Source organism: Microbacterium sp. AK009, assembly GCF_013410955.1.
Classification (GTDB): domain Bacteria; phylum Actinomycetota; class Actinomycetes; order Actinomycetales; family Microbacteriaceae; genus Microbacterium.
In genome coordinates, this window is record NZ_JACCCG010000004.1 from 465,288 (window position 1) to 491,669 (window position 26,382).

Consider the following 26,382-nt stretch of genomic DNA (forward strand, 5'->3'; position numbering starts at 1 on the left):
ACGGCCACCCGGCCGTACGATGGAGGGCTATGCCCACGACCGCCCCGGTGATCACCTACCCGCCCGAGCTGCCCGTCAGCGCGGCTCGGGAGGAGATCGCCGCAGCCATCCGCGATCACCAGGTGGTGATCGTCGCCGGGGCGACGGGTTCGGGCAAGACCACGCAGCTGCCGAAGATCTGCCTCGAGCTCGGGCGGGAGCGGATCGCCCACACCCAACCCCGCCGCATCGCCGCGCGCTCGATCGCCGAGCGCATCGCCGAGGAGCTCGAGGTGCCCCTCGGTGGCACGGTCGGGTACAAGGTCCGCTTCACCGACCAGGTCTCCGACGACACCCGCGTCGCGCTCATGACCGACGGAATCCTCCTCAACGAGATCCACCGCGACCGGCTCCTGCGCCGCTACGACACGATCATCGTCGACGAGGCGCACGAGCGGTCGCTGAACGTCGACTTCCTCCTCGGCTACCTCACCCGCATCCTCCCCCAGCGTCCCGACCTCAAGGTCATCATCACCTCCGCCACGATCGACCCCCAGAGCTTCGCGGCGCACTTCGCCGACCGGTCGGGTACCCCCGCGCCGATCATCGAGGTCTCAGGCCGCACCTACCCGGTCGAGATCCGCTACCGCCCCCAGACGGAGGCGGCCGATGACGACATCGACGGGCTGATCGCGGCACTGCGTGAACTCGATCGCGAGCCCGCGGGCGATGTGCTCGTCTTCCTGCCCGGCGAGGCCGAGATCCGCGACGCCATGGATGCCGTCCGCGGCATGTACGCCAAGGACGTCTCGCCCACCGAGGTCCTCCCCCTCTACGGGCGCCTGACCTCCGCCGAACAGCACCGCGTGTTCGAGCGGTCGAGCACCGCGGGGCTCCGTCGCCGGGTCATCCTCGCGACGAACGTCGCCGAGACGAGCCTCACCGTGCCCGGCATCCGGTATGTCGTCGACACCGGAACGGCGCGCATCTCGCGGTACAGCAACCGCAGCAAGATCCAGCGCCTGCCGATCGAGCCGGTGTCGCAGGCCTCGGCCCAGCAGCGCGCCGGCCGCGCCGGCCGCACCGCGCCGGGCGTGGCGATCCGCCTCTACGCCGAAGACGATTTCACCGCGCGTCCGGAGTTCACCGAGCCCGAGATCCTTCGCACGAGCCTGGCCGCAGTGCTCCTGCAGATGCTCAGCCTCGGCTTCGGCGACGTGGCATCCTTCCCCTTCCTCACCCGACCCGACTCGCGGGGGGTCAAGGCCGCGCTCGACCTCCTCACAGAGCTCGGCGCGGTGCAGGCCGGCGAGCGCGGTCCCCGCCTCACCGACATCGGCAGGCGGACCGCCCGGCTTCCCATCGACCCGCGCTTCGCGCGCATGCTGATCGAGGCCGAGCGGACCACGGTGCTCGCTCCGGTGCTGGCGATCGTCGCGGGTCTGTCGATCCAGGACGTCCGCGAGCGGCCGGAGGAGCGCCGCGAGGAGGCCGACCGCCTCCACGCCCGGTTCACCGACCCGACGAGCGACTTCCTGACGCTGCTGAATCTGTGGAATCACCTGCGCGAGCAGCAGTCCGAGCTCGGGTCGAGCGCGTTCCGGCGCCTGTGCCGCAGCGAGCACCTGAACTATGTGCGCGTTCGGGAATGGTTCGACGTGCACCGCCAGCTCAGCGCGCTGCTGGGTGCGAGAAGAGCGGATGCCGCGGCCCCGGCCGATCCGGATGACATCCACCGCGCGATCCTCGCCGGCCTCCTCTCGCAGATCGGCATCCTCGACGAGCGCCCCACCTCCCGACCCGACGAGCGCGGCCGCGATCGCACGCGCGGCGACCAGGGTCGCGCCGAATACCGGGGCGCGCGAGGCACCCGGTTCGCGATGTTCCCCGGCTCGGGGCTCCGCAAGCGCCGTCCCGCCGCGGTGATGGCCGCCGAACTCGTGGAGACCTCGCGCCTGTTCGCCCGGACCGTCGCCGAGATCGACCCGGCGTGGGCGGAGGCCCTCGCCGGCGATCTCGCCCATCGCAGCGTCAGCGAGCCCCACTGGTCCAAGAGCGCGGGCGCGGCGTCGGCGTACGAGAAGATCACGCTGTTCGGGGTGGAGATCATCCCTCGGCGTCGGGTACAGCTCGCCCGGTTCGACCGCCCCCTGGCCCGCGAGCTGTTCCTCCGCCACGCGCTCGTGGAGGGCGAGGTCGATCTGTCGCATCTCGACAAGAGGCTGAGCGCCTTCGAGCGCCGAAACGCCGATCTCCGACGACGACTGGAGAAGCTCGAGGAACGCGAACGGCGACGCGACATCCTCGCCGGCGACGAGGCCGTCTACGCCTTCTACGACGCACGCCTCCCCGTCGACGTCTACGACGTGCGCTCGTTCGAGCGGTGGTGGAAAGACGCCTCCACCCGCACCCCCCGCCTTCTCGACATGACCGAGGCGGACCTCCTCGACGACGCCGCCCGTGCCGACGAGCGGGACTTCCCCACCCGTTGGCGGCAGGGCGACCAGGTGCTCTCCCTCGCCTACCGGTTCGAACCCGGCGCTCCCGATGACGGCGTCACCGTCGTCATCCCGCTGCCGCTCCTCGCGCAGCTGCGGCCGGACGGCTTCGACTGGCAGGTGCCGGGGCTTCGCCCCGAGCTCATCGCCGCGCTCATCCGCTCCCTCCCCAAAGCCATCCGCCGTCACGTGGTCCCCGCCGCCGACTGGGCGGCGCGGCTGGGCGACGAGCTCGACGGCCAGGGTCCGGAAGCCGCCGACGGCCTTCCGCCGGCGACCCTCACCGCTGCGCTGGCCCGGCTGATCCAGCGCGCCGCGAGTCAGCCCGTGAGCGAAGACGATTTCGATCTGGAGCGGGTTCCCGGGCACCTGCGGATGTCGTTTCGCGCCGTCGACGACCGCGGGCGGGCCCTCGGCAGCGACCGCGACCTCCCCGCCCTCCAGGACCGCCTCCGCGGGCGCGCACGCTCCTCGGTCGCCCGCACCCTGGAGCGCCCGGCCGCGCGGGTGGCCGCCGCCGCCGAGCCCGCCGGGGTCACCCCCGCGGAGCGGACCGGCCTCACCACCTGGGATCTCGGCGACCTCCCCACGGTCGTCGACACCCGCGTCGCCGGCGGTGTCGTGCGCGGCTATCCCGCGCTGATCGACGAGCGCGACAGCGTCGCGCTCCGGATCGAGTCGACTCCGGATGCCGCGGCCGCGGCCCTGCGCGCAGGAGTCCGCCGGCTGCTGCTGCTCGCGGTGCCTTCGCCTGCGACCTACGTGCTCGATCACCTCACCGCCCCGGAGAAGCTCGCGCTCGCCGCGAGCCCCTACCCGTCGGCCCGCGCACTCATCGAGGATGCACGCTCCGCCCTCGCCGACGCCGTTCTCGATCGGGTGGCGGGCCCAGAGCCGGTGCGTACGGCCGCGGTCTTCGCACGAGCACGCGACGAGTTCTCCCGGGCGAATGTCGATGAGCTGTTCGCCCTCGTCTCCCTGTCCGCGAAGATCCTCACGGCGGCCCGTGATGTGGAGCGGGCGGTGCGCGGGGTGACGTCGATGGCCCTCCTGGGCGCATTGGGCGACATCAAGGCGCAGCTGTCGGGCCTCATCTTCCCCGGATTCCTCTCGCGCACGGGCACGACCCGGCTGACCCACCTTCCCCGCTACCTCCGCGCCGCCGCCGAGCGGGCGCGGGCTCTCGCCGACAACCCCGGGCGGGACCGCCAGCGCATGACGGAGTTCGAACGCGCCGCAGCGGTGTTCGCCGAGGCGGGCGGGACCACCCCGCTTCCGGCGGGAGCCCCGCCTGCCCTCGTGCGCGCGCGGTGGCTCCTCGAGGAGTACCGCGTGAGCCTCTTCGCCCAGCCTCTGGGCACGGCCGAACCGGTCTCGCTGCAGCGGATCCAGAAGGCGCTGCGGGAATAGCCGCGCCGGCGCCCCACGTTCCCCCGGGTATGGCGCAGGCGATCGTGTACTCCTCGTTCGGCGGTCCCGAAGTCCTGACCGTCGTCGACATCCCCCATCCCGCCCCCGGCGCGGGCGAGGTCTCCGTGCGCATGGAGGCGGCGGGAGTCAATCCGATCGACCACAAGCTGCGCTCGGGTCTGCGTCCCTCCGCGCCCATCGACGCACCCCGGCGCATCGGGGCCGACGGCGCCGGAGTGATCACGGCCGTAGGCCCCGACGTCGACGGCTTCCGCGAAGGCGACCCCGTCGTCGTGTTCGGCGCGACCGGTGCCTACGCCGCCGACATCGCCGTCCCCGTCCGGTCGGTGCAGCCCCGGCCGGCATCCGTGACGGCAGCCGAGGGCGCGGCCCTCGGCATCCCCGTGGCAACGGCGTATCAGGCGCTGCGCTCTCTCGGCGTCCGCGAAGGCGACACCCTCCTCCTCCACGCCGGGTCCGGCGCCGTCGGCCAGGCAGCCGTCCAGCTGGCGACACTCTGGGGCGCGCGGGTCATCGCCACCTCCTCGCCGGAGCGCTTCGATCGCGTCCGCGATCTCGGAGCCGAGCCGATCGCGTACGGCCAGGGCCTCGCCGACCGGGTTCGCGCGGCCGCGCCCGAGGGCATCTCCGTCGCCCTCGATGCGGCGGGCACCGACGAGGCCATCCAGACCTCGCTCGCCCTCGCGCCCGCGGCACGCATCGCGACCTCGTCCGGGGGCGCGATGCAGCAGGGTTCGGCATTCGAGCCTTCGGCGGCGGTGCGCCCGACCCGCTCACGCCGCAGCAGCTCGGATGGCGCGCCGAGGCGATCCCCGTGGCGCTCTCGCTTCTCGCCGCGGGGGCCTTCACCGTCGAACTCGGACCCTCCTTCGCGCTCGAGGACGCCGCCGCCGCACACCGCGCCGTCGAGCAGGGCGCCGCGGGCAAGGTCATCCTGCTTCCCTGATGCCACCTCCCACCCCGCTACGCTCGAACCCATGACTGGACTTCGCTGGGGCATCCTCGCCACCGGAGGCATCGCGCACTCCTTCGCCACCGATCTGCGCACCGCCGAGCGCGACATGGTCGCCGTCGGCTCGCGGCGTGAGGAGGCGTCGCGGGAGTTCGCCGCCGAGTTCGGCATCCCTCACGCGCACTCCTCCTACGAAGCGCTCGTGGCCGACCCCGACGTCGACATCCTCTACATCGCCACTCCCCACCCCTTCCACGCCGAGAACGCGATCCTCGCGCTCGAGCACGGCAAGCACGTCCTGGTCGAGAAGCCCTTCGCTCTCACCGCCGCCGAGGCCGCCTCGATCCGCGACGCGGCCCGCGCGAACGGCCTCCTGGCGATGGAGGCGATGTGGACGCGGTACCTCCCCCACATGATCCGGATCCGCGAGATCATCGCCGCCGGCACCCTGGGCGAGATCCGCGCCGTCTTCGCCGACCACACCCAGAAGATCACCGCCGATCCCTCGCACCGGCTGAACGCGCTCGAGCTGGGCGGCGGGGCGCTCCTGGACCTCGGGATCTACCCGATCTCGTTCTTCTGGGACATCCTCGGCGAGCCGACGTCGGTCACCGCGCGCGCGCGACTCGCCGACACCGGCGCCGACGCCGACGTCGCGACGATCTTCACCCACGCCTCGGGCGCCATCTCCTCCTCGGTCACCTCGTCGCGTTCGGCCGGCCCGAACACCGCCCACATCGTCGGGACCGAGGCTCGCATCGACATCGATCGCACCTGGTACACCCCCACCAGTTTCCGCGTCATCGGGCCGGACGGCAGCGTGATCGAGGATTACGTCAGCGACATCTCCGGGCGGGGGATGCAGTTCCAGGCACTGGCGGCCGAGGAGATCATCGCTCGTGGTGAGATCGACAGCCCGCTGCTCGGGATCGATGAGACGGTCGCGATCATGGCGACCCTCGACGAGATCCGCTCGCAGATCGGCGTCCGCTACCCCGGGGAGAGGTGATGGCCGATCCGCACGGCCGCGTGGCGGTCTACCTCGACTTCGACAACATCGTCATGTCCTGGTACGACCGGGTGCACGGGCGCAACTCCTACGCCCGTGACCGTCAGCGCATCGTCGCCGGCGACGGCGACGCCGAGATCACGGAGCGGCTGGCCGCTGCCATGATCGACGTCGGCGCGATCATCGACTACGCCGCCACCTTCGGCACGCTCGTCCTGACCCGCGCGTACGCCGACTGGTCGTCGCCGGTCAACGCGGTGTACCGGTCGCAGCTGGTGGCCCGGGCGGTCGACCTCGTCCAGCTCTTTCCGGCCGCGGCGTATGCCAAGAACGGCGCCGACATCCGGCTGGCCGTCGACGCGGTCGAGGACATGTTCCGCCTGGACGACCTCACCCACGTCGTCATCGTGGCGGGCGACTCCGACTACGTCCCGCTGGCTCAGCGCTGCAAGCGACTCGGACGCTTCGTCGTCGGCATCGGGGTGGCGGGTTCCACCGCCAAGTCCCTCGCCGCGGCGTGCGACCAGTTCCACGCGTACGACGCCCTCCCCGGCATCCCCGCCCCGGCGGTCGCCGAGAAGCCCGAAACCGCACGCAGCCGGTCGCGGAAGAAGACCGTCGACCCGGGCGCCGAACTCCTCCAGCGCGCACTGCGCCTGGAGAGCGACCGCGAGGGCGAGGACTGGCAGCACGCCTCGGCGGTGAAGAGCCTCATCAAGCGTCTGGATCCGTCCTTCAGCGAGAAGGCGTACGGCTTCCGCAGCTTCTCGGAGTTCGTCAAGGCCCATGCCGACGTCGCCGAGGTCGACGAGTCGGGTCATATCGTGCTCATCCGCCTCGCTGGCGAGAAGACCTGACGCGCTACAGTGTGCATGTGATCCGCCGAGAGACGCCGCCCGGCTCGCAGTCGTCACTGCGTGAAGCCAACCGCGCGCGCCTGCTCGAGACGCTGAAGCGTCACGGGCGGATGACACAGGTGGAGCTCGCCGGCATCACCGGCCTCTCCCCGGCGACGGTGTCGAATATCGTCAAGGAGCTCGTCGCCTCGGGGGTGCTGCATACCTCGATCACCTCGCGCAGCGGTCGCCGGGCCACTCTGGTCTCGCTCGCCCGGCAACTGGGCCTCGTCGCCGGGGCGCACTTCAGTTCGCGACAGCTGCACATCGCCATCTCGGACGTCACCCGCACCGTGGTGAGCCAGAGCTCACTCCCCCTTCCCCTCGACCACCGGCACGATGCCGAACTCGACCGTCTCGCGCTGCTCCTCGGCGACATGATGGACTCCCTCGGCGGCGCGACCGACGACCTCCTCGCCGTCGGTCTGGCCCTTCCCGCCCCGATCGATCCGCGGACCGGGATGGTGAGCGCCGCTGGACTCCTCCGAGGCTGGGAGAACGTCGACATCGCGACATCGCTCGCCGCTCGCATCCAGCGCCCGGTCCTCGTCGACAGCGAGGCCAATCTGGGAGCGCTGGCCGAGGCCCGCGAGGGCGTGTCGAGGGACGTTCCGTCGTCGGTGTACCTCCGCGTGGGACACACGATCAGCGCGGGGATGGTCGTCACCGGCGAGCTGTTCCGCGGTGTCAACGGCAAGGCCGGCCAGATCGGCCACGTCACCATCGACGAGAACGGGCCCATCTGCCGCTGCAGCAACCGCGGCTGTCTCGAGACGTACGCCGGCGGGCCGGCGCTTCTTTCCCTCTTTCCGCCCGGGGAGGGGATGCGACGTCTCAGCGACCTCATCCAGGCCGCCGAGTCCGGCGACGGCAGCGCGCGGCGGGTCATCGCCGACGCCGGCCGGCACATCGGCATCGCTGCGGCGAGCCTGTGCAACCTTCTCGATCCCGGGCTGATCGTGGTCGGCGGCGAGTTGGCCGAGGCCGGCGAGATCCTGATGGCGCCGATGCGGCACTCGCTGGAGCGCACGGCGCTGGCGAGTGGAAACGGCCTGCCCGAGATCGTCGCGAGCTCGTTCGGGGAGTGGACCGAGACCCGGGGAGCCATCGCGGCAGCGCTCGACGCCGTCGCCTTCGATCATGTCGCGGTCGACAGCGGAGTCGATCGCGCCACCGCGTGAGCGGCCCATGACCTCCGCTCTCCGCCGCATCGCCGCGGCTCTCCTCGGGGCGGTGATCGCGCTGGGTGCGGCAGGCTGTGCTGCGCCGACCGGCGGCGAGGAGGGGACCATCGCACTTCTCCTCCCCGACGCCAAGACCGCCCGGTACGAGACGTTCGACCGGCCCTACTTCGAAGAGCGGGTGGAAGAGCTCGGCGACTTCCGCGTGCTGTACTCCAACGCCGATCAGGACGCCGCCAAGCAGCAGCAGCAGGCGGAGGCCGCACTCACGGGGGGCGCCGGGGTCCTGGTGCTCGATCCGGTCGACGCCAACGCCGCCGTCACGATCGTCCGGGAGGCCAATGCGCAGGGTGTCCCGGTGATCTCGTACGACCGTCTCGTCGCCGGCGGCGATCTGGCTTACTATGTCTCGTTCGACAACGAGAAGGTGGGTCAGCTGCAGGCGGCCGCGCTCACCGAGGCCCTGGCCTCCGACGACGCCGCGATCGAACCCGAGACGCAGCAGAGAGGCATCCTGATGGTGAACGGCTCGCCGACCGACAGCAATGCCGCACTCTTCAAATCCGGCGCCCAGCGGGTCATCGACGAGGCAGGACTCACCGTGCTGTCCTCCTTCGACACACCCGAGTGGAGTCCCGACCTCGCGCAGGAGTGGGTCGCCGGTCAGGTCGCCCAGTTCGGCGATCGCATCGCCGCGGTCTACGCCGCCAACGATGCCACCGCAGGGGGTGCGGTGGCGGCGCTGCGGGCAGGCAACGTCACGCCGTTTCCGATCGTGACCGGCCAGGATGCCGAGCTGACGGCCATCCAACGCATCCTCACCGGCGATCAGTACATGACCGTCTACAAGGCGATCCGCCCCCAGGCCGAGCGCGCCGCCGACGTGGCGGTGGCGCTGCTGCGCGGCGAGGAGGTGAGCGCGCCGCTGGAGATCGAGGGAACGCCCACGACACTGCTCGACCCGGTCGCCGTGACCGTCGAGAACATCGCCGACACCGTCATCGCCGACGGGTTCTGGACGATAGACGACATCTGCACCGCCGAGTACGCCGCGGCCTGCGAGCAGGCGGGGCTTCGATGACCGGCGGGATGGCGGCCCTGGGGCCCCGCCCTCGGGAGCGTGTGCTCACCATGCACGGCATCGGCAAGCGGTTCGGGGCCGTCCGGGCCCTGAGCGATGTGGACTTCTGGGTCGACGAGGGCGAGGTCGTCGCCCTCGTCGGCGACAACGGAGCCGGCAAATCGACGCTGGTGAAGATCCTCGCCGGTGTCTACACCGCCGATGCCGGCGTGATCGAGTTCGACGGCGCACCGGTGCGGCTGGGCAGCCCCGCCGACGCGCAGGAGCTGGGCATCGCGACGGTGTTCCAAGACCTCGCGCTGTGCGACAACCTCGATGTCGTCGCGAACCTGTGGCTCGGCCGGGAGCTGGTCGCGGGGCGCCGCCTCGACGAAGTCGAGATGGAGCAGCGCACCTGGACGCTGCTGCGCGAGCTCGCCGCCAAGCTCCCCTCGGTGCGCGTGCCGGTGGCCTCGCTCTCCGGCGGTCAGCGACAGACCGTCGCGATCGCCCGATCGCTGATCGGCGACCCGCGCGTGGTGATCCTCGACGAGCCGACGGCGGCCCTCGGCGTGGCGCAGACGGCCGAGGTGCTGAACCTCATCGAGCGGCTCCGCGAGCGCGGCCACGGCGTCATCCTGATCAGCCACAACATGGCCGACGTCATGGCCGTCGCCGACCGCGCCGTGGTGCTGCGGCTCGGGCGCAACAACGGCGAGTACGACATCGCCGACATCACGACCGAGACCCTCATCGCCGCGATCACCGGGGCCACCGCCGATGCGCCGCCGCGCCCCGCGCCGGCACCCGAGCAGGCGACGCCCGGTCGCATCATCCCCCTGCCCACCGACCGCCCCCGCCGACGTCCGCGCGCGCAGGACATCAACGGATGACCGCCGCCGACACGTTCTCGCGCGTCGCCGCCCGCGTGCGGGAGGGCGACCTCGGTGCGCTCCCCGTCATCGTCGGGGTGGTCGTCATCTGGTCGGTCTTCCAGGCGCTGAATCCGCTGTTCCTGTCGAGTCAGAACCTCGTCAACCTGACGATGCAGTGCGCCGCGATCGGCACCATCGCTCTGGGTGTCGTGCTCGTCCTCCTCGTCGGTGAGATCGACCTGTCGGTGGGGTCGGTCTCGGGGCTCGCGGCGGCGATCCTCGCGGTGACGTTCGTCCAACTCGAATGGGACCTGCTGCTGGCGATCGTCGCGGCGGTCGCGACGGGGGCGGCGATCGGCGCCGGGTACGGGGTGTTGCTGACCCGGTTCGCCCTGCCGAGCTTCGTCATCACCCTGGCGGGACTGCTGGGATTCCTCGGCCTGCAGCTGTGGGTGCTCGGCGAGACCGGCTCGATCAACCTGCCCTTCGATTCCTGGCTGGTCGTCTTCGCCCAGCAGCTGTTCCTCCCGGACTGGCTCTCCTACGTGGTCGTCGCCCTCGCCGTCGCCGGCTTCGCCCTCTCGCGCGTGCGCCGCGCGCGGCGCCGCGTGCAGGCGAACCTCGACAGCCAGACCTATCGCGAGATCGCCGTGCGCACGGTGATCCTCGGCGTGTTCCTCGCCGGGACCACGTGGTACCTCAACCTCTCGCGCGGGGTCGGGGTGATGTTCCTGTTCTTCCTCGCCCTGGTCGTCGTCATCGACATCGTGCTCCAGCAGACCCGATGGGGCCGGGCGGTGTACGCCGTCGGCGGGTCGAAGGAGGCGGCACGACGCGCGGGGATCCGGGTGGGACGCATCTACGTCACCGTGTTCGCCCTCTGCTCCAGCCTCGCCGCGGTCGGCGGCATCCTCGCCGCCGCACGACTGGCGGCCGTGAGTCAGAGCTCGGGCGCCGGCGACACGAACCTCAACGCGATCGCTGCGGCGGTGATCGGCGGGGCGAGCCTGTTCGGCGGGCGCGGCACGGCGTACTCTGCGCTGCTGGGCATCGTCGTCATCCAGTCGATCTCGTCGGGGCTGACGCTGCTGAATCTGGACTCGTCGGTGCGCTTCATGATCACCGGTCTCGTCCTCGTCATCGCCGTCATCATCGATTCGCTGTCCCGGCGGACCCGGGAGGCCACCGGCCGATAACTGCCTTCACGGACCGAACGCATGAGCGCCGTTGCCAAAGCGTTACGTTCACTACTTGACGCCAAGGGCCGCCAGTCGGGATGATCGCTTTCGTGAGCGGCTCCATGGGGGCGTCGCGCTCACCGTTCGACGATGAAAGGTGAACAATGAAGAAATCCTTGCTCTCGGCCGCGGCGGTCGCCGGCGCAGCCGTGATGCTGCTGGCGGGCTGTTCCAGCTCGACCGGCGGCGACACCGGCGGTGGCGACGCTGCGGGCCGCGCCTGCGTCATCCTCCCCGACGCGGCGTCCTCGCCTCGCTGGGAGAACTTCGACCGCAAGTACCTGCAGGAGGGCCTGGAAGCCGCCGGCTTCGAGGTCGACATCCAGAACGCCCAGGGCAGCACCAACACCTACTCCACGATCGCCGACCAGCAGCTCACCCAGGGCTGCGGCGTGATGCTGCTGGTGGACTACCAGGGTGCCGCCGAAGCGGTCGCCGCCGACGCCACCGCCGAGGGCATTCCGGTGATCGCGTACGACCGCCCGTTCGAGGGCGCGGACTACTACGTCTCGTTCGACAACGAGGAGGTCGGTCGCCTGCAGGGCCAGACGGTGCTCGACGGCCTCGAGGCCGCGGGCAAGGACCCTGCGACCGCGACGGTGGTCTACATGGGCGGTGACCCCACCGACGGCAACGCCGCGATGTTCAAGTCCGGTGCCGTGGAGGTCATGGAGGGCGCGGGGATCACCCCGGCCGCCGAGCCCCCGGGGGTCTGGGACCAGGCGGAGTCGCAGACCAACTTCGAGCAGGCTCTGACCTCGCTCGGCGGACAGGTCGACGGCGTGTGGGTGGCGAACGACACCAACGCTGCGGGCGTCATCAAGGTGCTGCAGGACAACAACCTCCAAGGCGTCGCCGTCTCGGGTCAGGACGCCAACGTCGCCGGCCTGCAGAACATCCTCCTCGGCTGGCAGACCGCCACGGTCTACAAGCCGGTCAAGGATGAGGCCGACGCGGCCGTCGAGCTCGCCGTGGCGCTGCTCAACGGCGAAGAGGTCACCGCCGAGGCCGAGCTCGAGGACGGCACGCCGTACATCCAGGTCACGCCGGTCCTCGTCGGACCGAACGAAGTCAAGGACGTCATCGCCGCCGGCGACGCCTCCTACGACGACGTCTGCACCCCCGACGTGATGGCCGCGTGCGAGGAGTTCGGCGTCACCGAGTGATGCCCCGCGCGTGAGAACGCGCCGAACCGGGGGCGCCACGGCACCGCGCCGTGGCGCCCCCGCCGCGCCCCTCCACCCGGTCGCAAGGAAGCGAGCATGACAGACACCATTCACACCTCCACCGCCGTGGAGCCCATCATCGAACTCGTCGGGGTCAAGAAGTCCTTCGGTCCCGTCAGCGTCCTCAAGGGCGTGAACCTCAAGGTCTACCCCGGCAAGGTGACCGCCCTCGTCGGCGACAACGGCGCGGGCAAGTCCACCCTGATCAAGGGCCTCGCCGGCGTGCAGCCCTACGATGAGGGCGAGGTCCTCATCGACGGCCAGCACCGCGACCTCCACGCACCGCGCGACGCCTCGGGCCTCGGCATCGAGGTCGTCTATCAAGACCTGGCGCTCTGCGACAACCTCGATATCGTCCAGAACATGTTCCTCGGTCGCGAGGAGCTCACCTTCGGGATGTTCGATGAGGGGCGCATGGAGAAGGAGGCCTCCGACACCCTGCGGTCCCTCTCGGTGCGCACCGTCAAGTCGGTGCGCCAGAAGGTCTCCTCCCTCTCCGGCGGGCAGCGGCAGACGGTGGCCATCGCGCGTGCGGTGCTGAAGAAGGCCCGTGTGGTCATCCTCGACGAGCCGACCGCCGCGCTCGGCGTCGCCCAGACCGAGCAGGTGCTGAACCTCGTCCAGCGCCTTGCGCAGCAGGGTGTCGCCGTCATCCTCATCAGCCACAACCTGGCGGATGTCTTCGCCGTGGCCGACGACATCGCCGTGCTCTACCTCGGTCAGATGGTGACGCAGATCCCCACCGGCGAGACGACCCGCGACGACGTGGTCGGCTACATCACCGGTACCAAGACGAACGGGGTCGAGATCATCGACACCACCACCCTCAGCACGGGAGGAGCCGAATGAGCAGCAACGCGACCCGAACCGAGGCGGCACCCGACCCGGTGACCAGCGACCTCATCGGCAGCGGCGTCGAAGGCGGACTGATGGACCAGGTCCGCGCCTGGCTCCAGCGCGTGCGCGGTGGCGACATGGGAGCCCTCCCCGCGATCGGCGGACTGCTGGTCCTCGCCGTCCTGTTCTCCACCCTCAGTCCGTTCTTCCTCACCGAACGCAACTTCGCCAACCTGCTGAACCAGGCGGCGACTCTCGTCGTGCTCGGCATGGCGCTCGTCTTCGTCCTGCTCCTCGGCGAGATCGACCTGTCCGCCGGCGTCACCGGCGGTGTCGGGATGGCACTGTTCGTCGTGCTCACCGCGCAGTTCGGCGTGCCGTGGCCGCTTGCGCTCCTCATCGGATTCGGATTTGGTTTCCTCACGGGCGCCTTCATCGGGTTCTTCGTGGCGAGGGTGGGGATCCCCTCCTTCGTGGTGACCCTGGGGTTGTTCCTCGGCTTCCAGGGGCTCGCTCTCACCGTCATCGGACCCGGCGGCCTCTACCGCGTCGAGGTGCCTGAGCTCCTGGCGCTGCAGAACGGGAACCTTCCCGTGTGGGGCGGCTGGGCGATGCTGGTGGTGATGCTGCTCATCTCGGCGGCGACGAGCTTTTGGGACCGCAACCGCCGCACACGTGCCGGAGTGCCGAACCGGGCTCTCTCGCTCGTGTGGATCAAGCTCGCGGCGATCGCGGTCATCGGCGGAGCGGTGGTGTACGTCCTGAACCAGAACCGCGGGCAGTCGGTCGTCGCCGTCGAGGGCGTTCCGATCATCGTCCCGGTCGTGCTGACGATCCTGTGGATCGGAACGCTCGTGCTCGACCGCACGAAGTTCGGCCGCTACATCTACGCCATCGGCGGCAACGCCGAGGCCGCACGCCGCTCCGGCGTCAAGGTGCGGTGGGTGAAGTGGTGGGCGTTCGTCATCTGCTCGAGCCTCGCCGTGGCCTCGGCCCTCCTCGCGGTGACGCGTGTCGGATCGGTGGATGCCACGGTCGGTCGGGACATCGTGCTGAGCGGTGTCGCCGCGGCCGTCGTCGGCGGCGTCAGCCTCTTCGGCGGGCGCGGGCGCCTGGTCCACGCGGCCATCGGTGCGCTCGTCATCGCCGTGATCACCAACGGCCTCGGGCTGCTGAACCTGCCCGCGGGCGTCAACCTGCTCGTCACCGGCGGCGTGCTGATCCTCGCCGCAACCGTCGACGCGCTGTCGCGACTGAGGTCGGGCGGCATAAGGATCTGACCACCGGTGAGGGCGCTGCGGCACGACCCGCGGCGCCCTCACCCGTGTGCGAGGACCTCCGACACCCAGGCGGGAACCACCTGGGAGGCCGGGCCCGCCCGGACCTCGTCGAACGGGACGGCCGCATCGCTCGGTACGAGATTGAGCTCGACGGTGCGGGCGCCCAGCGCCGCGGCGAACGCGACGTAGCCGGCGGCGGGGTAGACGCTCCCCGACGTGCCGATCGACACGAACACGTCCGCGGTGACGAGCGCCCGCTCGATCCGGTCGAGTTCGTACGGCATCTCACCGAACCACACCACGTCGGGGCGGAGCTCTCGCGCTCCGCACGCCGGACACGGCGGCCGGCCTGCCAGGTCATCGGTGATCACCGACAGCTCGCCGCAGGCCGTGCACAGCGCGTGGGCGAGGGTGCCGTGCATGTGCACCAGGCGCGTCGTACCGGCGCGCTCGTGCAGGTCGTCGACGTTCTGGGTGACGACGAGGAGATCATCCCCGATCGCCTCCTCCAGGTGCGCCAGCGCGCGATGGGCGAGGTTGGGCAGAGCGGATGCGACGGCTCGCCGACGCCCGTCGTAGAAGCGCAGCACGGTGTCGGGGTCTCGCTCGAACGCCTCCGGCGTCGCGACATCCTCGACCCGGTGCCCCTCCCACAGCCCATCGGCGTCGCGGAACGTCGGCACACCGCTCTCGGCGGAGATCCCCGCGCCGGTGAGGACGACCACGCGCATGATCAGCCCCGCAGGAGCGCCCGCAGCGCGTCGATGGTGTCGGTCTCGGCGGCCGTCTTGTCGGGACGATACCCCTTCACCCGCGCGAAGCGGAGCGCGACGCCACCGGGGTATCGGGTCGAGCGCTGCACGCCGTCGATGGCGATCTCGACGACGGTCTCGGGTCGCACGTGCACGGTATGCCCCGCGTGCGCGGTCGCGATCGTCGGGAAGTGGGCGGTCTGCCAGGCGAGGAGCTGGTCGGTCAGCCCCTTGAAGGTCTTGCCCACCATCACGAACCCGCCGGGCGGTCCGAAGGCGCCGACGGGGTCGCGGGCGCCGAGGTGCAGGTTGGACAGCTGACCGCTGCGGCGCCCCGACCCCTCCTCCACGGCGAGGACCACGAGGTCGAAGGTGAGCACCGGCTTGACCTTCAGCCAGCTCTTCCCGCGCCGCCCCGCCTGATAGGGCGCATCGACACCCTTGACCATCACGCCCTCGTGGCCTGCGGCGAGGGCAGCGCGCGCGGTCTGCTCCGCGACATCCGGATCAGCGGTGCGCACCGCGGGCACCCGCCACTCCCCCGCCACGCGATCGAGCTCGGCCTGCCGGACGTGAAGCGGCTCGTCGAGGAGGTCACGGCCGTCGAGGTGCAGGAGGTCGAAGAACCAGGGGCGGAGCGCCACCGCCGTCGCCACCTCGGAACCGAACCGCGACATCGTCTCCTGGAAGGCGCGGGGAGCGCCGTCCTCGTCGAGTGCGAGCGTCTCGCCGTCGAAGATCGCGGTCTCCACCGGCAGGGCGCGCACCGTCTCGACGATCTCGGGGAGCCGGTGGGTGACATCGGCCAGGGTGCGGGTGAAGACCCGCACCTCCTCGCCGTCGCGGTGCACCTGGATGCGCGCGCCGTCCAGCTTGTATTCCACCGACGACTCACCGGTGGCCGCCACCGCCTCACCCGCCGATGACGCCGTCGCGGCGAGCATGGGCAGCACGGCACGGCCGACGACGAGACCGACGTCCTCGAGTGCATCGGCTCCGCCGAACAGCGCCACCGCCGCCGCCTCTCCGATATCTCCCGAGAGCATCGCCGCACGTCGCACCGATGCCGCCGGGCGATCGGCCGCGAGCGCCACGGCGTCGAGGAGGACCCCCTCCAGGGCGCCGGTGCGCAGCTCGCCCAGGATCACCCGCGACAGGAAGTCCCACTCCGCCGCGGTCGCGGCGCCGGCGAGGGCATCGAGCTCGGTCTGGCGGCGGGCGGCGGAGCCGGTTCCGCCGGCGACCGCCAGGCGCGCGAAGGCGGAATCGACGTCGAGGACCCCGAGCGTGGCGACCGGGGCGTGCGAGCGCTCGGCGGCCAGGGTGCGCCACCCGACGCCCAGCCGTCCCTGTCTCGGCTTGGCGAGGAGCAGCCCCACCGTGCTCGGCACCTCCTCCGGGTCAAGACCCTTCAGCACCTCGGCGAGGACGCCGATCTTCGCCTTTCTCGACGCCGTGCGCGAGAGGGCGTCGGCGGCCTCGACGACCTCGCGAAGGAGCATGAGCGCGATTCTGCCATGCCCCGGCGACACCCGGTCAGGACAGGGCGAGTTCGGCCGCGCGATCGATGAAGCGCGCCGCCGCGTCAGAGTCGGCGGGATCGGCGATGATCATCCTCAGCACCACCTCGTCGGCGGCGTCGAGGTACGCCGGCACCCGTGCCGCAGCGGTCTCGGGGGTGATGACCGTGTCGGCGGGTGAGAGCCCGAGACGGGCGAAGTTCGCGGCGTACGCGGGATAGCCGGCGTACGCATCGCGCTCCGCCTCGAGCCGTGGCACGGCGTCGAGCTCGAGCGCGGCGCGGACGTAAAGGGCTGCGTGAGCCCCCTCGTCGGCGTGGTGCGCCTCCATGGCCTGCGCCGCCGCGATCTCGGGATCGAGCCAGCTGAGCAGCACCCCGTCGCCCGCAGTCGCGCCGAGACGTCGCATCCGGGGCCCCAGGGCGCCGACGACGATGCGCGCGTCGGCTCCCTCCCTGAGGCGTGTGATCGCGGTGCGGACGGCGTCGAGGCCCCCGCGCCGCAAGCCTCCGGACCCGATGCCCAGCGTGAGCCGGTCCACCGGCAGATCGAGCGCCCTCACCCGCGCGACGATCTGCTCCCCCGGACGCCGATCCACCGGGAGGACGCCGGTGGCGAGCCCCAGGGTCTCGGTGACCTCGGCGACGGCCGCGAGCACCTCGAGCGCATCATGCCCCGGGATGTCGTTGACCCAGAGCGCGGTGAACCCGGCCTGTTCCACGGCCGGGGCGATCTCGCGGGCGAAGGCAGGGCCGACCGCGGCGGCGATTCCGATGGAGCATGCCATGACCTCAGCATGCCCCATCGGAACCCGCGTCACGCTGCGGCGGCGACCGTCGTTCCGGCGGCGACCCGCAGCATCCCGTCACGGGCATCGAGGCGCACCGCGCCACCGTCGCTCAACTCACCGGAGACGAACAGGTCGGCGATCCGGTCGTCGACCTCTCGCTGGATGAGGCGGCGCAGCGGCCGCGCCCCGTACTCGGGCTCGTAGCCGTTCTCGGCGAGCCAGGCGATCGCCGAGTCGTCGATCTCGAGCGCCACCTCGCGGGCGGCCAGCCGCGCGCGGGTGGCGCCGAGCAGCAGTCCGACGATCTGCTCCAGCTGCTCCTTCTCCAGCTTGCGGAACAGCACGATCTCGTCGATCCGGTTGAGGAACTCCGGCCGCATGGCGTCGCGGAGGCGCCCCATGACGCGGTCGCGGAGATCCTTGTCCGAACCGAAACCGGTGGCCCCGCCGCCGTCGGCGATGAAGCCGATCGCTCCCGATCGCGACGCGAGGAACTCGCTGCCGATGTTGGAGGTCATGACGATCACCGTGTTGCGGAAGTCGACCGTGCGGCCCTGACCGTCGGTCAGCCGGCCGTCGTCGAGCACCTGCAGCAGCAGGTTGAACACGTCGGGGTGGGCCTTCTCGATCTCGTCGAACAGCACGATCGAGTAGGGGTTGCGACGCACACGCTCGGTGAGCTGCCCCGCCTCGTCGTAGCCGACGTACCCGGGAGGGGCGCCGACCAGGCGCGACACGGTGTGGCGTTCGCCGAACTCGCTCATGTCGAAGCGGATGACCGCCCCATCGTCGTCGAAGAGGGAGTGCGCCAGGGCCTTCGCGAGCTCGGTCTTTCCCACCCCCGTCGGGCCGAGGAAGAGGAACGAACCGACCGGGCGACGGCTGTCGCCCATGCCGGTACGGTTGCGGCGCACGGCCTTGGCGACGGCGGTCACCGCGTCATCCTGTCCGATCACCCGCGCGTGCAGCTCGCTCTCGAGCACGGCGAGGCGCTCCCGCTCGGTCTCGGTGAGCCGCTGGACGGGGATGCCGGTCGCGCGGCTGATCACCGCCGCGATCTCGGGCTCGTCCACCACGGCCGCGCCCGCTGCGGCGCCGGTCGCCTCACGCAGGCGATCCTGGACCGTGGTGATCTCGTCGCGGATCTGCGAGGCCTCTTCGTAACGCTCGGCGGTGACCGCGGCGTTCTTGTCGGCCTCGAGCGTGGCGAGCCGCTCCATCAGCTCGCGCGTGTCGACCTTCGCTCCCAGGCGGAGCCGCAGGCGGGCACCTGCCTGGTCGATGAGGTCGATCGCCTTGTCGGGGAGCACCCGGTCGGTGAGGTAGCGGTCGCTGAGCTCGACGGCCGCGCGCAGCGCGTCGTCGGTGTACGACACGCCGTGGTGCTCCTCGTAGGCGCCGCGGAGGCCGCGGAGGATCTCGACGGTGTCGATGAGCGACGGCTCACCCACCCTCACCGGCTGGAACCGGCGCTCCAGAGCCGGGTCCTTCTCGATCGTGCGGTACTCCTTGAGCGTCGTCGCGCCGACGAGGTGCAGCTCACCGCGCGCGAGCCGGGGCTTCAGGATGTTGCCGGCGTCCATCGCGCCTTCGCCTCCGCCGCCGGCGCCGACGACGGTGTGCACCTCGTCGATGAAGACGATCAGCTCGCGCGAGCGCGCGGCGATCTCGTCCATCGTGTTCGTCAGGCGCTCCTCGAAGTCACCGCGGTAGCGGGTTCCGGCGAGCATCGCCGGCAGATCGAGGGCGATGACGCGCTTGTCGCGCAGCTGCTCGGGAACAGCACCCGACACGATCGCCTGGGCGAGGCCCTCGACGATCGCGGTCTTGCCGACGCCGGCCTCGCCGACGAGCACGGGGTTGTTCTTCGTGCGGCGGCTGAGGATCTCGATGGTCTGCTCGATCTCGTCCTCGCGCCCGATGACCGGGTCGAGCAGTCCGTCACGGGCGCGGGCGGTCAGGTCGGTGCCGAAACGGTCGAGCATAGGGGAATCGGATGCCGCGGCATCCGCGCTCTCGTCCGTGCTCGCCCCGCCGGGGGTGACCGTCTCGCGCACCCCCTGGGTGAGAGCCTCGGCGGTGACGCCCGCCTGAGCGAGGATCTGCCCTGCCGGAGTGTCCTGAGCGAGGACGAGTGCGAAGAAGAGGTGCTCGGGGTCGACGTAGGTCGAGCCGGAGGAGCGCGCGACCTGGAAGGCGTGGAAGAGGGCGCGCTGCACCGACGGGGTGACGACGGCGCCGTCGACGTCGGCGGCCGACGATGCGGCGGGAAGCCGCTCCTCGGCGGCGCGGGCGATCGCCGCGGAGTCGGCGCCGATCCGCGCGACCGCGTCCTTCGCCGGGGCGTGCTGGACCAGCACGCGCAGCACGTGCAGGGCGTCGAGCTCGCGCTGACCGCGCTCGAGCGCGTAGCGGCCCGAACGCTGCAGCATCTCCTGGGTGCGGGCGCTCAGGAAGCGGCTGAGGTCGATGGAACGCTCGGCCCGTGCCCGCTCGCCCGCGAGGTAGCGAGCGAGGAACTCGTCGAACGCACTCTGACCGTCACCGGTCGGGGGGAAGTCTTCGGGCATGTCACTCTCCGTGAATGGTGATGCGAAGCCTGCTCGCCCCCGCGGAGCGAAGTTGAGCAGACACGTATCAAGTTCAACGCGAGGGGGCGGTGACTATTCCCGCGTCCGTCATCGGATCCTCGGATCCGGATCGTTCCAGGTCTGGACCGTTTCGACGATCCAGAACGCCGAGAACAGCAGGAGGAGGACGACTTCACCGATGAGGACGAGGGGGAGGGCGGCGAGGAAGACGACGAAGAGGAAACCGACCGCAGCGAGGATCCCCACGGCGATCACCGCGTAGATCCCGCGGGCGGTGGGCCGCGAGGACGACGGCGCGCACGCCGTCCACCCGGCGACGGCGGCGATCAGCGCGAAGAAGGCCAGGGTCGCCGCGAGATGGCCGAAGCGGAGGAGACTCTCCTGATCCGCGGCCGCCCACAGCGGGAAGCCGATGATGAGCGCGCCCGCGGCGCCGGCCGTGATCAGCACGCCGCGGGTGAGGGTCCGTTGGGCACGGGCGACGAGGAGCGCTGCGACGACCCCGGCCACCCCGACGATCGCGAACGTGAGGAGACCGTTGACGACGTCGGCGTGCACGGCGACGGGAACGACGCCGCCGACCGGCGTCGGGATGATCGCGATGAGCGGGGCGAGGACCGCGGCGATGTCGAGCAGAGCCTGCGGCACGCTTCGCCCCGACAGGGCGAGGAGGGCGAGCGACACGGCGAACAGCGACCCGGTGAACACGGTGCGCGCTGGGGTGTAGAAGCCGGCGCTCAACGACTCCGGTGCCGTACCGGCGGTGAGCGCGGCAGCCGTGACGGAGACGAGGAGGGCGAGCACCGCCCCGAGGATCGCGAGCCGCACATAGCGATAGGTGCGGGCGAGGGATGTCGCGGGCGCGACCTGGGTCACCGCACCCGCCGTCCCGCCGCCCACACGGCCTCGACCTCGAGGGCGGGGCTGAGCAGCACGACGTCGGCGGCGTATCCGGGGTCGAGACGTCCGAGCCGATCCTGTCGCCCGAGGACGGTCGCCGGTGTCTGCGTCAGCGCGGCGACCGCCGTCGGCAGGTCGAGCCCCACCTGATCGACGGCGCGGCGAAGCGCCGCATCCTGGGTGAGGGTGGATCCGGCGATCGTCTCCGTGCCCGTCAGTCGCGCGACGCCGTCCGACACGGTGACATCCAGGTCGCCGAGGACGTAGTCGCCGTCCGCCGCCCCGGCGGCGGCCATCGCATCGGTCACGAGGGCGATCCGCCCCGGGGCGAGCTCGAACAGCATCCGGGCCACGCGAGGGTCGAGATGGCTGCCGTCGAGGATCGCCTCCAGGACGACTCCCGGCGCGCCCACCGCGGCGAGGACGGGCCCGGGGGCCCGGTGATGGATGCCGCGCATCCCGTTGAAGGCATGGGTCAGAAGGCTCGCGCCGCGCTCGAACGCCGCATCGGCGAGGGCGCGATCGGCACCCGTGTGTCCCACCGCGACGACGACGCCGGCGGCCACGAACGTCTCGATCGCTTCCAGGGCGTGAGGCCGGTCGGGAGCGAGGGTGATCTGGACGAGCGCATCCCCCGCAGCATCCCGCAGGCGACGCACCGTCTCGGGATCAGGGTCGCACAGGACGTGCGGATCGTGTGCGCCCCGGAAGTCGGGGTGGAGGAAGGGGCCCTCCAGGTGCGCGCCCAGGACGCGCGTGTCGCGGGCCTTCGCCTCCGCGATCGCTGCGAGGCGCGAGGCGAGCACGTCGACGCGTGCGCTGACGAGGGAGAGCACCGAGCGCGTCGTCCCGTGGGCGGTGTGGGTGTCCAAGACTCGCGCGATGGAGGCGATGCCGTCGTCGACGGAGGCCCCGCCTCCCCCGTGACAGTGCAGGTCGATGAATCCGGGGGTGAGGACACGCCCCGCGACGTCCACGACGTCTCCGGCAGCGTGACGCCGCCAGTCGTCGCCGGTGCCGCGGGCGCCGACGGTGTCGCCGTCGAGCACCAGCCAGGCGTCGTCGTGGATCTCACCGCCCGAGACCAGCCGGGCCGAATGCAGGACTGTCGTGCCGGTCGCGCTCACTCCGCCACGATATCCGTCCGCGCCTCGCTATCCTTCACAGGGCCGGAAGGAGCAGGATGTCGGAACTGTGGCGCGGGGTGGGACTCCTCCTCCGTGGGTTCGGGTGGTGGGCTCGTCGTCCCGCGGCGATGGCGCTCGGTCTCATTCCCGCCGTCGTCGTCGCGGTGGTCTTCCTCACGGCCCTGGTCGTCCTGGGCGCGTGGGTCCCCGGGGTCGCCGAGTGGCTGACGCCCTTCGCCGCAGGATGGCCGGAGTTCTGGACAGGGGTGCTGCGCATCGCGGTGAGTGCGGCGCTGCTCGGCGGCGCGGGCATCATCGCGATCGTCTCGTTCACCGCCGTCACCCTCATCGCCGGCGAGCCGTTCTACGATCGCATCTGGCGCTCGGTGGAGAAGAGCGCGGGCGGCGATGTCCCCGGCGCGGACTACGGATTCTGGCGATCGGCCGGAGATGCGCTCTCGCTGCTGGGCCGCGGTATCGTCGTCGCGATCTGCGCGGCTCTGCTGGGCTTCGTCCCCGTCGTCGGCACGGTTCTCGGCGCGGTCGTCGGAACGACGCTCACCGGGTGGGTCCTCGCCGACGAACTCACCTCTCGCGCCCTGACGGCGCGCGGGATCTCCCGGAAGGAGCGGCGCGCGCTGCTCCGCCGCGCCCGACCTCGGGTGTGGGGTTTCGGTATCGCGACTCAGCTGTGCTTCCTCGTGCCGCTGGGCGCGGTGGCGGTCATGCCGGCTGCGACGGCAGGCGCGACGATGCTCGCGCGGACGCTCGTCGGGGAGGACGCGAGCGGTTAGCGCCGTCCGTCCCGTGTCGACCACAGCGCCACGGCGACGAGGACGGGCTGGAAGAAGAGCCGCACGAACCGTTTGCGGTCCGTGTCGAGGCCGAAGCCGTCCCGCTTCTTCAGGTACTGCTCGATGTTGCCGGGGAAGATCGCCACGAAGAACGCCGCCAGGTAGTTCCCGAGCGTCCGTCGTGAACCCGGAAGGAGCACGAGCGACGCGCCGAGCATGACCTCGAGCACTCCCGAGACGATGACGACGTCGTCCTTGTCGAATCCGGTGCCGCGGGTGGTCCAGTCGGGTACCTGCGCCTGGAACTCCTTGCGTCCCCAGAACAGGTGGGTGACGCCGGCGAACACCATGGCTCCCGCCAGCGACCAGCGGGCGAAGGTGCGCAGAGGGCTCGAGCTGTCCGACATCCCGTCAGCCTATCGGCGGGGAGATCAGTCCCGACCGCCGGGCGGACCGATGATGAGGAGCACGACGAACAGCAGCACCACCGCGGCCGCGATGAGCAGCGCGAGCACCCACGGGCGCCGAAGGAAGAAGCGCAGCATCTGGTCCAGGGGACGGCGGTCGCGGGGATCGGACGACTCCTCGGTGCGCCACGCGCCGCCCAGGCGGCCGGAGCGCTGCAGCCAGATCTCGGTCGGGATGGTGGCGTACGGGATCACCGCGCTGCCGACGGCCACGATCGCGGGCCCCGGCGACCAGCGCTGATTGAGGGCGACGAGGACAGCGGTCGCCCCGTACGCGAGGAACACGAAGCCGTGGATGCCGCCCCCGATCGTCACCGCGATGTCGAGACCGGCGGTCGCTCGCAGGATCAGTCCGGTGATCAGCAGGGTCCACGACACCGCCTCGGCGATGGCGAGGGTGCGAAAGAGGGTCAGGGGCGTGCGGAACACGGGTTCTCCTCGGCGAGGGGCGGGGTTTCCAGCCTAGAGAAGCGCACAGAACGCCCGCGCCCGGTCGTGTCGGTGTCAAGAGATTGCGTCGGCGCCTAGCGTGGAGGGGTGGAGTTCCCCTTCGACGCGCTGCGGCGGTGGCCCGACGTCGAGGCACCGGATCTCGTGGCCGTCGATGCCGCCGACCGCCTGCTGCTGGACCTGTCCGAGGACGCACGCCGCGACGCGGCGCCGGGCGAGGTCGTCGTGATCGGCGATGCCTATGGGGCACTCTCCCTCGCGTCGGCCGCCGGGGGCCAGCCCGTGCGGGTGCACCAGGACTCCCTGCTCGGTGAGCGCGCCCTCGCGGCGAACGCCAAGAGAGTCGGTACGCCCGGTCGGATCGCCTCGCTGCCGCTCAGCGGGGAGCTCGTCCGCGACGCGAGGGTCGTCCTGCTCCGCCTCCCCCGTTCCCTGGATGCGCTGGACGACGTCGCCGGGCTCATCGCGCAGTACGCCCATCCGGAGGTGCGCGTCTTTGCCGGCGGACGGATCAAACACATGACCCTTGCCATGAACGACGTCCTGCGGCGGTACTTCGGCCGCCTCGACATCAGCGCAGCACGGCAGAAGTCGCGCGTCCTCATCGCCGCAGAACCTCACGGCGGACGCGATCCCGAGCCGAAGCGCGCGCAGGTCGGCGATCTGGAGGTCTGCGCCTTCGGCGGCGTCTTCGCCGGCGCGGGCCTCGATATCGGCACGCGGTTTCTGCTGGACAATCTCTCTACGCCGACTCGAGACAGCGCACTCGTCGTCGACCTGGCCTGCGGGAACGGCGTCGTCGCTGCGACGCTCGCCCGGCGTCATCCCCGCGTGCGGGTTCACGCCTCCGACGTCTCGGCGGCCGCCGTCGCCTCGGCGCGGGCCACGGTCGCCGCCAACGGCGTCGCGGATCGCGTCGAGGTGATCCAGGATGTCGGTCTGTCGAGCCTTCCCGACGGCGTGGCCGACCTCATCGCGCTGAATCCTCCGTTCCACACCGGCGCAGCCGTGCATGAGCGGCTCGCCCACGGACTGTTCGCGGACGCCGCACGGGTGCTCGCCCCGGGCGGGGAGCTCTGGACCGTCTGGAACTCGCATCTTCGCTACCGGTCGGCACTCGAACGGCTCGTCGGTCCCACTCGCCAGGTCGCGCGGAACGCCAAATTCACCGTCACCGTGTCCAGGAGCGCCTGACATGCACGACATCGGCCGGTGGACCGTCGCCCTGTCGACGCTGATCGGTCTGGGTCTCGCGCTCGGGCTGAACCCTGCGTTGTATGGCGCGACGGCCGACATGCTGGCGCGCAACACGCAGGTGCCGGCGCGGATGGCGTGGATGGTCGGAGGCCTTGCAACGGGAGCCACGATCCTCCTCGTGGCCCTGCAGAGCTTCAATCCGACGAATCTCGTCGCTGCGGCCGAACGCGAGGCCGACGCCCTGGCGCTCAGCCGGACGATCGACCTCATCGCCGCAGGGGTCTTTCTGGCCGCGGCGATCGCTGTCGTCATCTGGCGACTTCGGGTCCCTCGACGAGCAGCGTCCGCCCGCCCCGCGCGGGCGCGCGCTCATCCGGGCAGTTACTTCTGGCTCGGTCTCAGCTGCTCGATCGTCGGCTTCACGACGCTGCCGATCATGTACACCACGGGCCGTGTGACCGCGGGCCTCAGCGACGAGGTGGTCCCTCGGATTCTGGCGTACGCCGTCTTCCTTCTCGCCCTTATCGCCCCGTTCGTCATGCTCGCCGGTCTGTGGTCGCGGCTGCCCGGTACTGCCGCCTTCGTCTCGCGCACCTACGACCGACTCATCCACCTCGACTACCGGTGGACGTACGCGGCGGTCCTCGCCGTCGCCGGCATCGTGTGCCTCGGCTTCGGGCTTCTTGCCGGGCAATGACAGGAGCGCACACCGTCGCTTCTCTGTCACGGCGTGTGCACGCTCTGACGTGACGACCGTCGTCAGAGCGGTGGGTTCTGTCAGAACGGTGGGGGTTGTCGGGGGTCGTGAGCGGGTTCGCGGGTGATGCGGAATTCGGTGCCGGGGTTGGTCCATTTCGCCCAGAGGTCGTCGGGGAGGTCTTCTTCCGGGGTGAAGTGGACCCCGTGTCCTGGTGGGTTGTCGATGTAGACCCGTCCCGTCGGGGAGGTCCACTCGATGACCCCGCCGTCGAGTTGTCGGATTTTCCAGGCGGTGAACTGTTTCATGCTGTGGTGTCTTTGGCACAGGCAGCAGAGGTTGCAGATCTCCGTCTTCCCACCCAGTGCGGCGTCGTGGTTGTGGTCGACCTCGCACTTCCTCGCGGGCATGCGGCAGCCCGGCCACCGGCAGTGCTTGTCCCTGCCCTTCAGGAACCGGTCCATGGCTGTGGTGCGCTGGTAGGTGTCCACCGCCATCGTCAACCCGGTGATCGGGTGGACCAGCAACCGTTCCCACGTCCCGTCACTGTTCCCCGCCAGCAACCGGGCCGTCTTCGCATCGATGGGTCCGACCCCGGCGAGGTCGCAGGGGACATCGCTTTGCCCCATCAGGGC

General features: G+C 71.0%; 22 protein-coding genes and 1 pseudogene. 14 read left to right on the forward strand and 9 right to left on the reverse strand.

The features are described 5' to 3' along the window. The first annotated feature begins 29 nt into the window (after window positions 1-29). The 11 genes and pseudogenes from hrpA (at window position 30) to HDC37_RS11385 (ending at window position 14,462) form a co-directional block, all read left to right on the forward strand. Window positions 30-3,887: an ATP-dependent RNA helicase HrpA gene (gene hrpA, locus HDC37_RS11335; RefSeq protein WP_179560481.1), complete on the forward strand. Its 3,858-nt coding sequence runs from the start codon at window positions 30-32 to the stop codon at window positions 3,885-3,887. 131 nt (window positions 3,888-4,018) lie between these two features. Beyond that, a pseudogene (locus HDC37_RS17235) lies at window positions 4,019-4,600 on the forward strand (zinc-binding alcohol dehydrogenase family protein); the annotation flags it as partial. Window positions 4,601-4,885: 285 nt separating this feature from the next. Next, entirely contained in the window at window positions 4,886-5,869 is a 984-nt protein-coding gene (locus HDC37_RS11345) for a Gfo/Idh/MocA family protein (protein ID WP_179560482.1), read from the forward strand. Then, the gene (locus HDC37_RS11350; protein WP_179560483.1) at window positions 5,869-6,726 is read left to right on the forward strand and encodes an NYN domain-containing protein; all 858 of its coding nucleotides are present in this window, start codon (window positions 5,869-5,871) and stop codon (window positions 6,724-6,726) included. The genes HDC37_RS11345 and HDC37_RS11350 overlap by 1 nt, the downstream gene beginning before the upstream one ends. 17 nt (window positions 6,727-6,743) lie before the next feature. Further along, on the forward strand, window positions 6,744-7,946 hold the full coding sequence (locus HDC37_RS11355) for an ROK family transcriptional regulator (RefSeq protein WP_308472185.1): 1,203 nt from the start codon (window positions 6,744-6,746) through the stop codon (window positions 7,944-7,946). A gap of 7 nt (window positions 7,947-7,953) precedes the next feature. Further along, entirely contained in the window at window positions 7,954-9,027 is a 1,074-nt protein-coding gene (locus tag HDC37_RS11360) for a sugar ABC transporter substrate-binding protein (protein ID WP_179560485.1), read from the forward strand. 8 nt (window positions 9,028-9,035) lie between these two features. Then, window positions 9,036-9,899, forward strand: coding sequence for an ATP-binding cassette domain-containing protein (locus HDC37_RS11365; RefSeq protein WP_179560547.1), 864 nt, complete (start codon window positions 9,036-9,038; stop codon window positions 9,897-9,899). Next, the gene (locus HDC37_RS11370) at window positions 9,896-11,077 is read left to right on the forward strand and encodes a sugar ABC transporter permease (RefSeq protein ID WP_179560486.1); all 1,182 of its coding nucleotides are present in this window, start codon (window positions 9,896-9,898) and stop codon (window positions 11,075-11,077) included. Before HDC37_RS11365 ends, HDC37_RS11370 begins: the two co-directional genes overlap by 4 nt. Window positions 11,078-11,223: 146 nt before the next feature. After that, window positions 11,224-12,285, forward strand: a complete 1,062-nt coding sequence (locus HDC37_RS11375) for a sugar ABC transporter substrate-binding protein (RefSeq protein WP_179560487.1) — start codon at window positions 11,224-11,226, stop codon at window positions 12,283-12,285. A gap of 96 nt (window positions 12,286-12,381) precedes the next feature. Further along, entirely contained in the window at window positions 12,382-13,194 is an 813-nt protein-coding gene (locus tag HDC37_RS11380; protein ID WP_179560488.1) for an ATP-binding cassette domain-containing protein, read from the forward strand. Further along, entirely contained in the window at window positions 13,191-14,462 is a 1,272-nt protein-coding gene (locus tag HDC37_RS11385) for a sugar ABC transporter permease (protein WP_179560489.1), read from the forward strand. Before HDC37_RS11380 ends, HDC37_RS11385 begins: the two co-directional genes overlap by 4 nt. Before the next feature lie 38 nt (window positions 14,463-14,500). Here the strand turns inward: HDC37_RS11385 and HDC37_RS11390 are convergent, their stop codons facing one another. The 6 genes from HDC37_RS11390 to nagA all read right to left on the reverse strand — a co-directional run bounded on the left by HDC37_RS11390 (window position 14,501) and on the right by nagA (window position 22,142). Then, on the reverse strand, window positions 14,501-15,193 hold the full coding sequence (locus tag HDC37_RS11390) for an NAD-dependent deacylase (protein WP_179560490.1): 693 nt from the start codon (window positions 15,191-15,193) through the stop codon (window positions 14,501-14,503). A 2-nt stretch (window positions 15,194-15,195) separates the two neighbouring features. After that, window positions 15,196-16,716, reverse strand: coding sequence for an ATP-dependent DNA ligase (locus HDC37_RS11395; protein WP_179560491.1), 1,521 nt, complete (start codon window positions 16,714-16,716; stop codon window positions 15,196-15,198). Between the two features lie 34 nt (window positions 16,717-16,750). Further along, on the reverse strand, window positions 16,751-17,521 hold the full coding sequence (locus HDC37_RS11400; RefSeq protein ID WP_179560492.1) for an LLM class flavin-dependent oxidoreductase: 771 nt from the start codon (window positions 17,519-17,521) through the stop codon (window positions 16,751-16,753). 29 nt (window positions 17,522-17,550) lie between these two features. Beyond that, window positions 17,551-20,094: an ATP-dependent Clp protease ATP-binding subunit gene (locus HDC37_RS11405; protein ID WP_179560493.1), complete on the reverse strand. Its 2,544-nt coding sequence runs from the start codon at window positions 20,092-20,094 to the stop codon at window positions 17,551-17,553. A gap of 108 nt (window positions 20,095-20,202) precedes the next feature. Further along, entirely contained in the window at window positions 20,203-20,991 is a 789-nt protein-coding gene (locus HDC37_RS11410) for a hypothetical protein (RefSeq protein ID WP_179560494.1), read from the reverse strand. Then, a complete protein-coding gene (gene nagA, locus HDC37_RS11415) occupies window positions 20,988-22,142 on the reverse strand; it encodes an N-acetylglucosamine-6-phosphate deacetylase (RefSeq protein WP_179560495.1) in 1,155 nt (384 codons plus the stop codon). The genes HDC37_RS11410 and nagA overlap by 4 nt, the downstream gene beginning before the upstream one ends. Before the next feature lie 56 nt (window positions 22,143-22,198). Here nagA and HDC37_RS11420 point away from each other — a divergent pair, with 56 nt between their 5' ends. Continuing rightward, on the forward strand, window positions 22,199-22,936 hold the full coding sequence (locus tag HDC37_RS11420; RefSeq protein ID WP_179560496.1) for an EI24 domain-containing protein: 738 nt from the start codon (window positions 22,199-22,201) through the stop codon (window positions 22,934-22,936). On the opposite strand, the gene HDC37_RS11425 is transcribed toward HDC37_RS11420, so the two are convergent. Next, entirely contained in the window at window positions 22,933-23,343 is a 411-nt protein-coding gene (locus tag HDC37_RS11425; protein ID WP_179560497.1) for a hypothetical protein, read from the reverse strand. The genes HDC37_RS11420 and HDC37_RS11425 overlap by 4 nt on opposite strands. Before the next feature lie 24 nt (window positions 23,344-23,367). Further along, window positions 23,368-23,832, reverse strand: coding sequence for a DUF3817 domain-containing protein (locus tag HDC37_RS11430; RefSeq protein ID WP_179560498.1), 465 nt, complete (start codon window positions 23,830-23,832; stop codon window positions 23,368-23,370). Between the two features lie 108 nt (window positions 23,833-23,940). On the opposite strand from HDC37_RS11430, the gene HDC37_RS11435 reads away from it, so the two are divergent. Both HDC37_RS11435 and HDC37_RS11440 read left to right on the forward strand, forming a co-directional pair. Beyond that, on the forward strand, window positions 23,941-25,047 hold the full coding sequence (locus tag HDC37_RS11435; protein ID WP_179560499.1) for a methyltransferase: 1,107 nt from the start codon (window positions 23,941-23,943) through the stop codon (window positions 25,045-25,047). A 1-nt stretch (window position 25,048) separates the two neighbouring features. Next, window positions 25,049-25,747: a GAP family protein gene (locus HDC37_RS11440; RefSeq protein ID WP_179560500.1), complete on the forward strand. Its 699-nt coding sequence runs from the start codon at window positions 25,049-25,051 to the stop codon at window positions 25,745-25,747. Between the two features lie 80 nt (window positions 25,748-25,827). Here HDC37_RS11440 and HDC37_RS11445 read toward each other — a convergent pair. Continuing rightward, window positions 25,828-26,382: HNH endonuclease (locus HDC37_RS11445; protein ID WP_179560501.1), on the reverse strand; the 555-nt coding region annotated here is incomplete at its 5' end.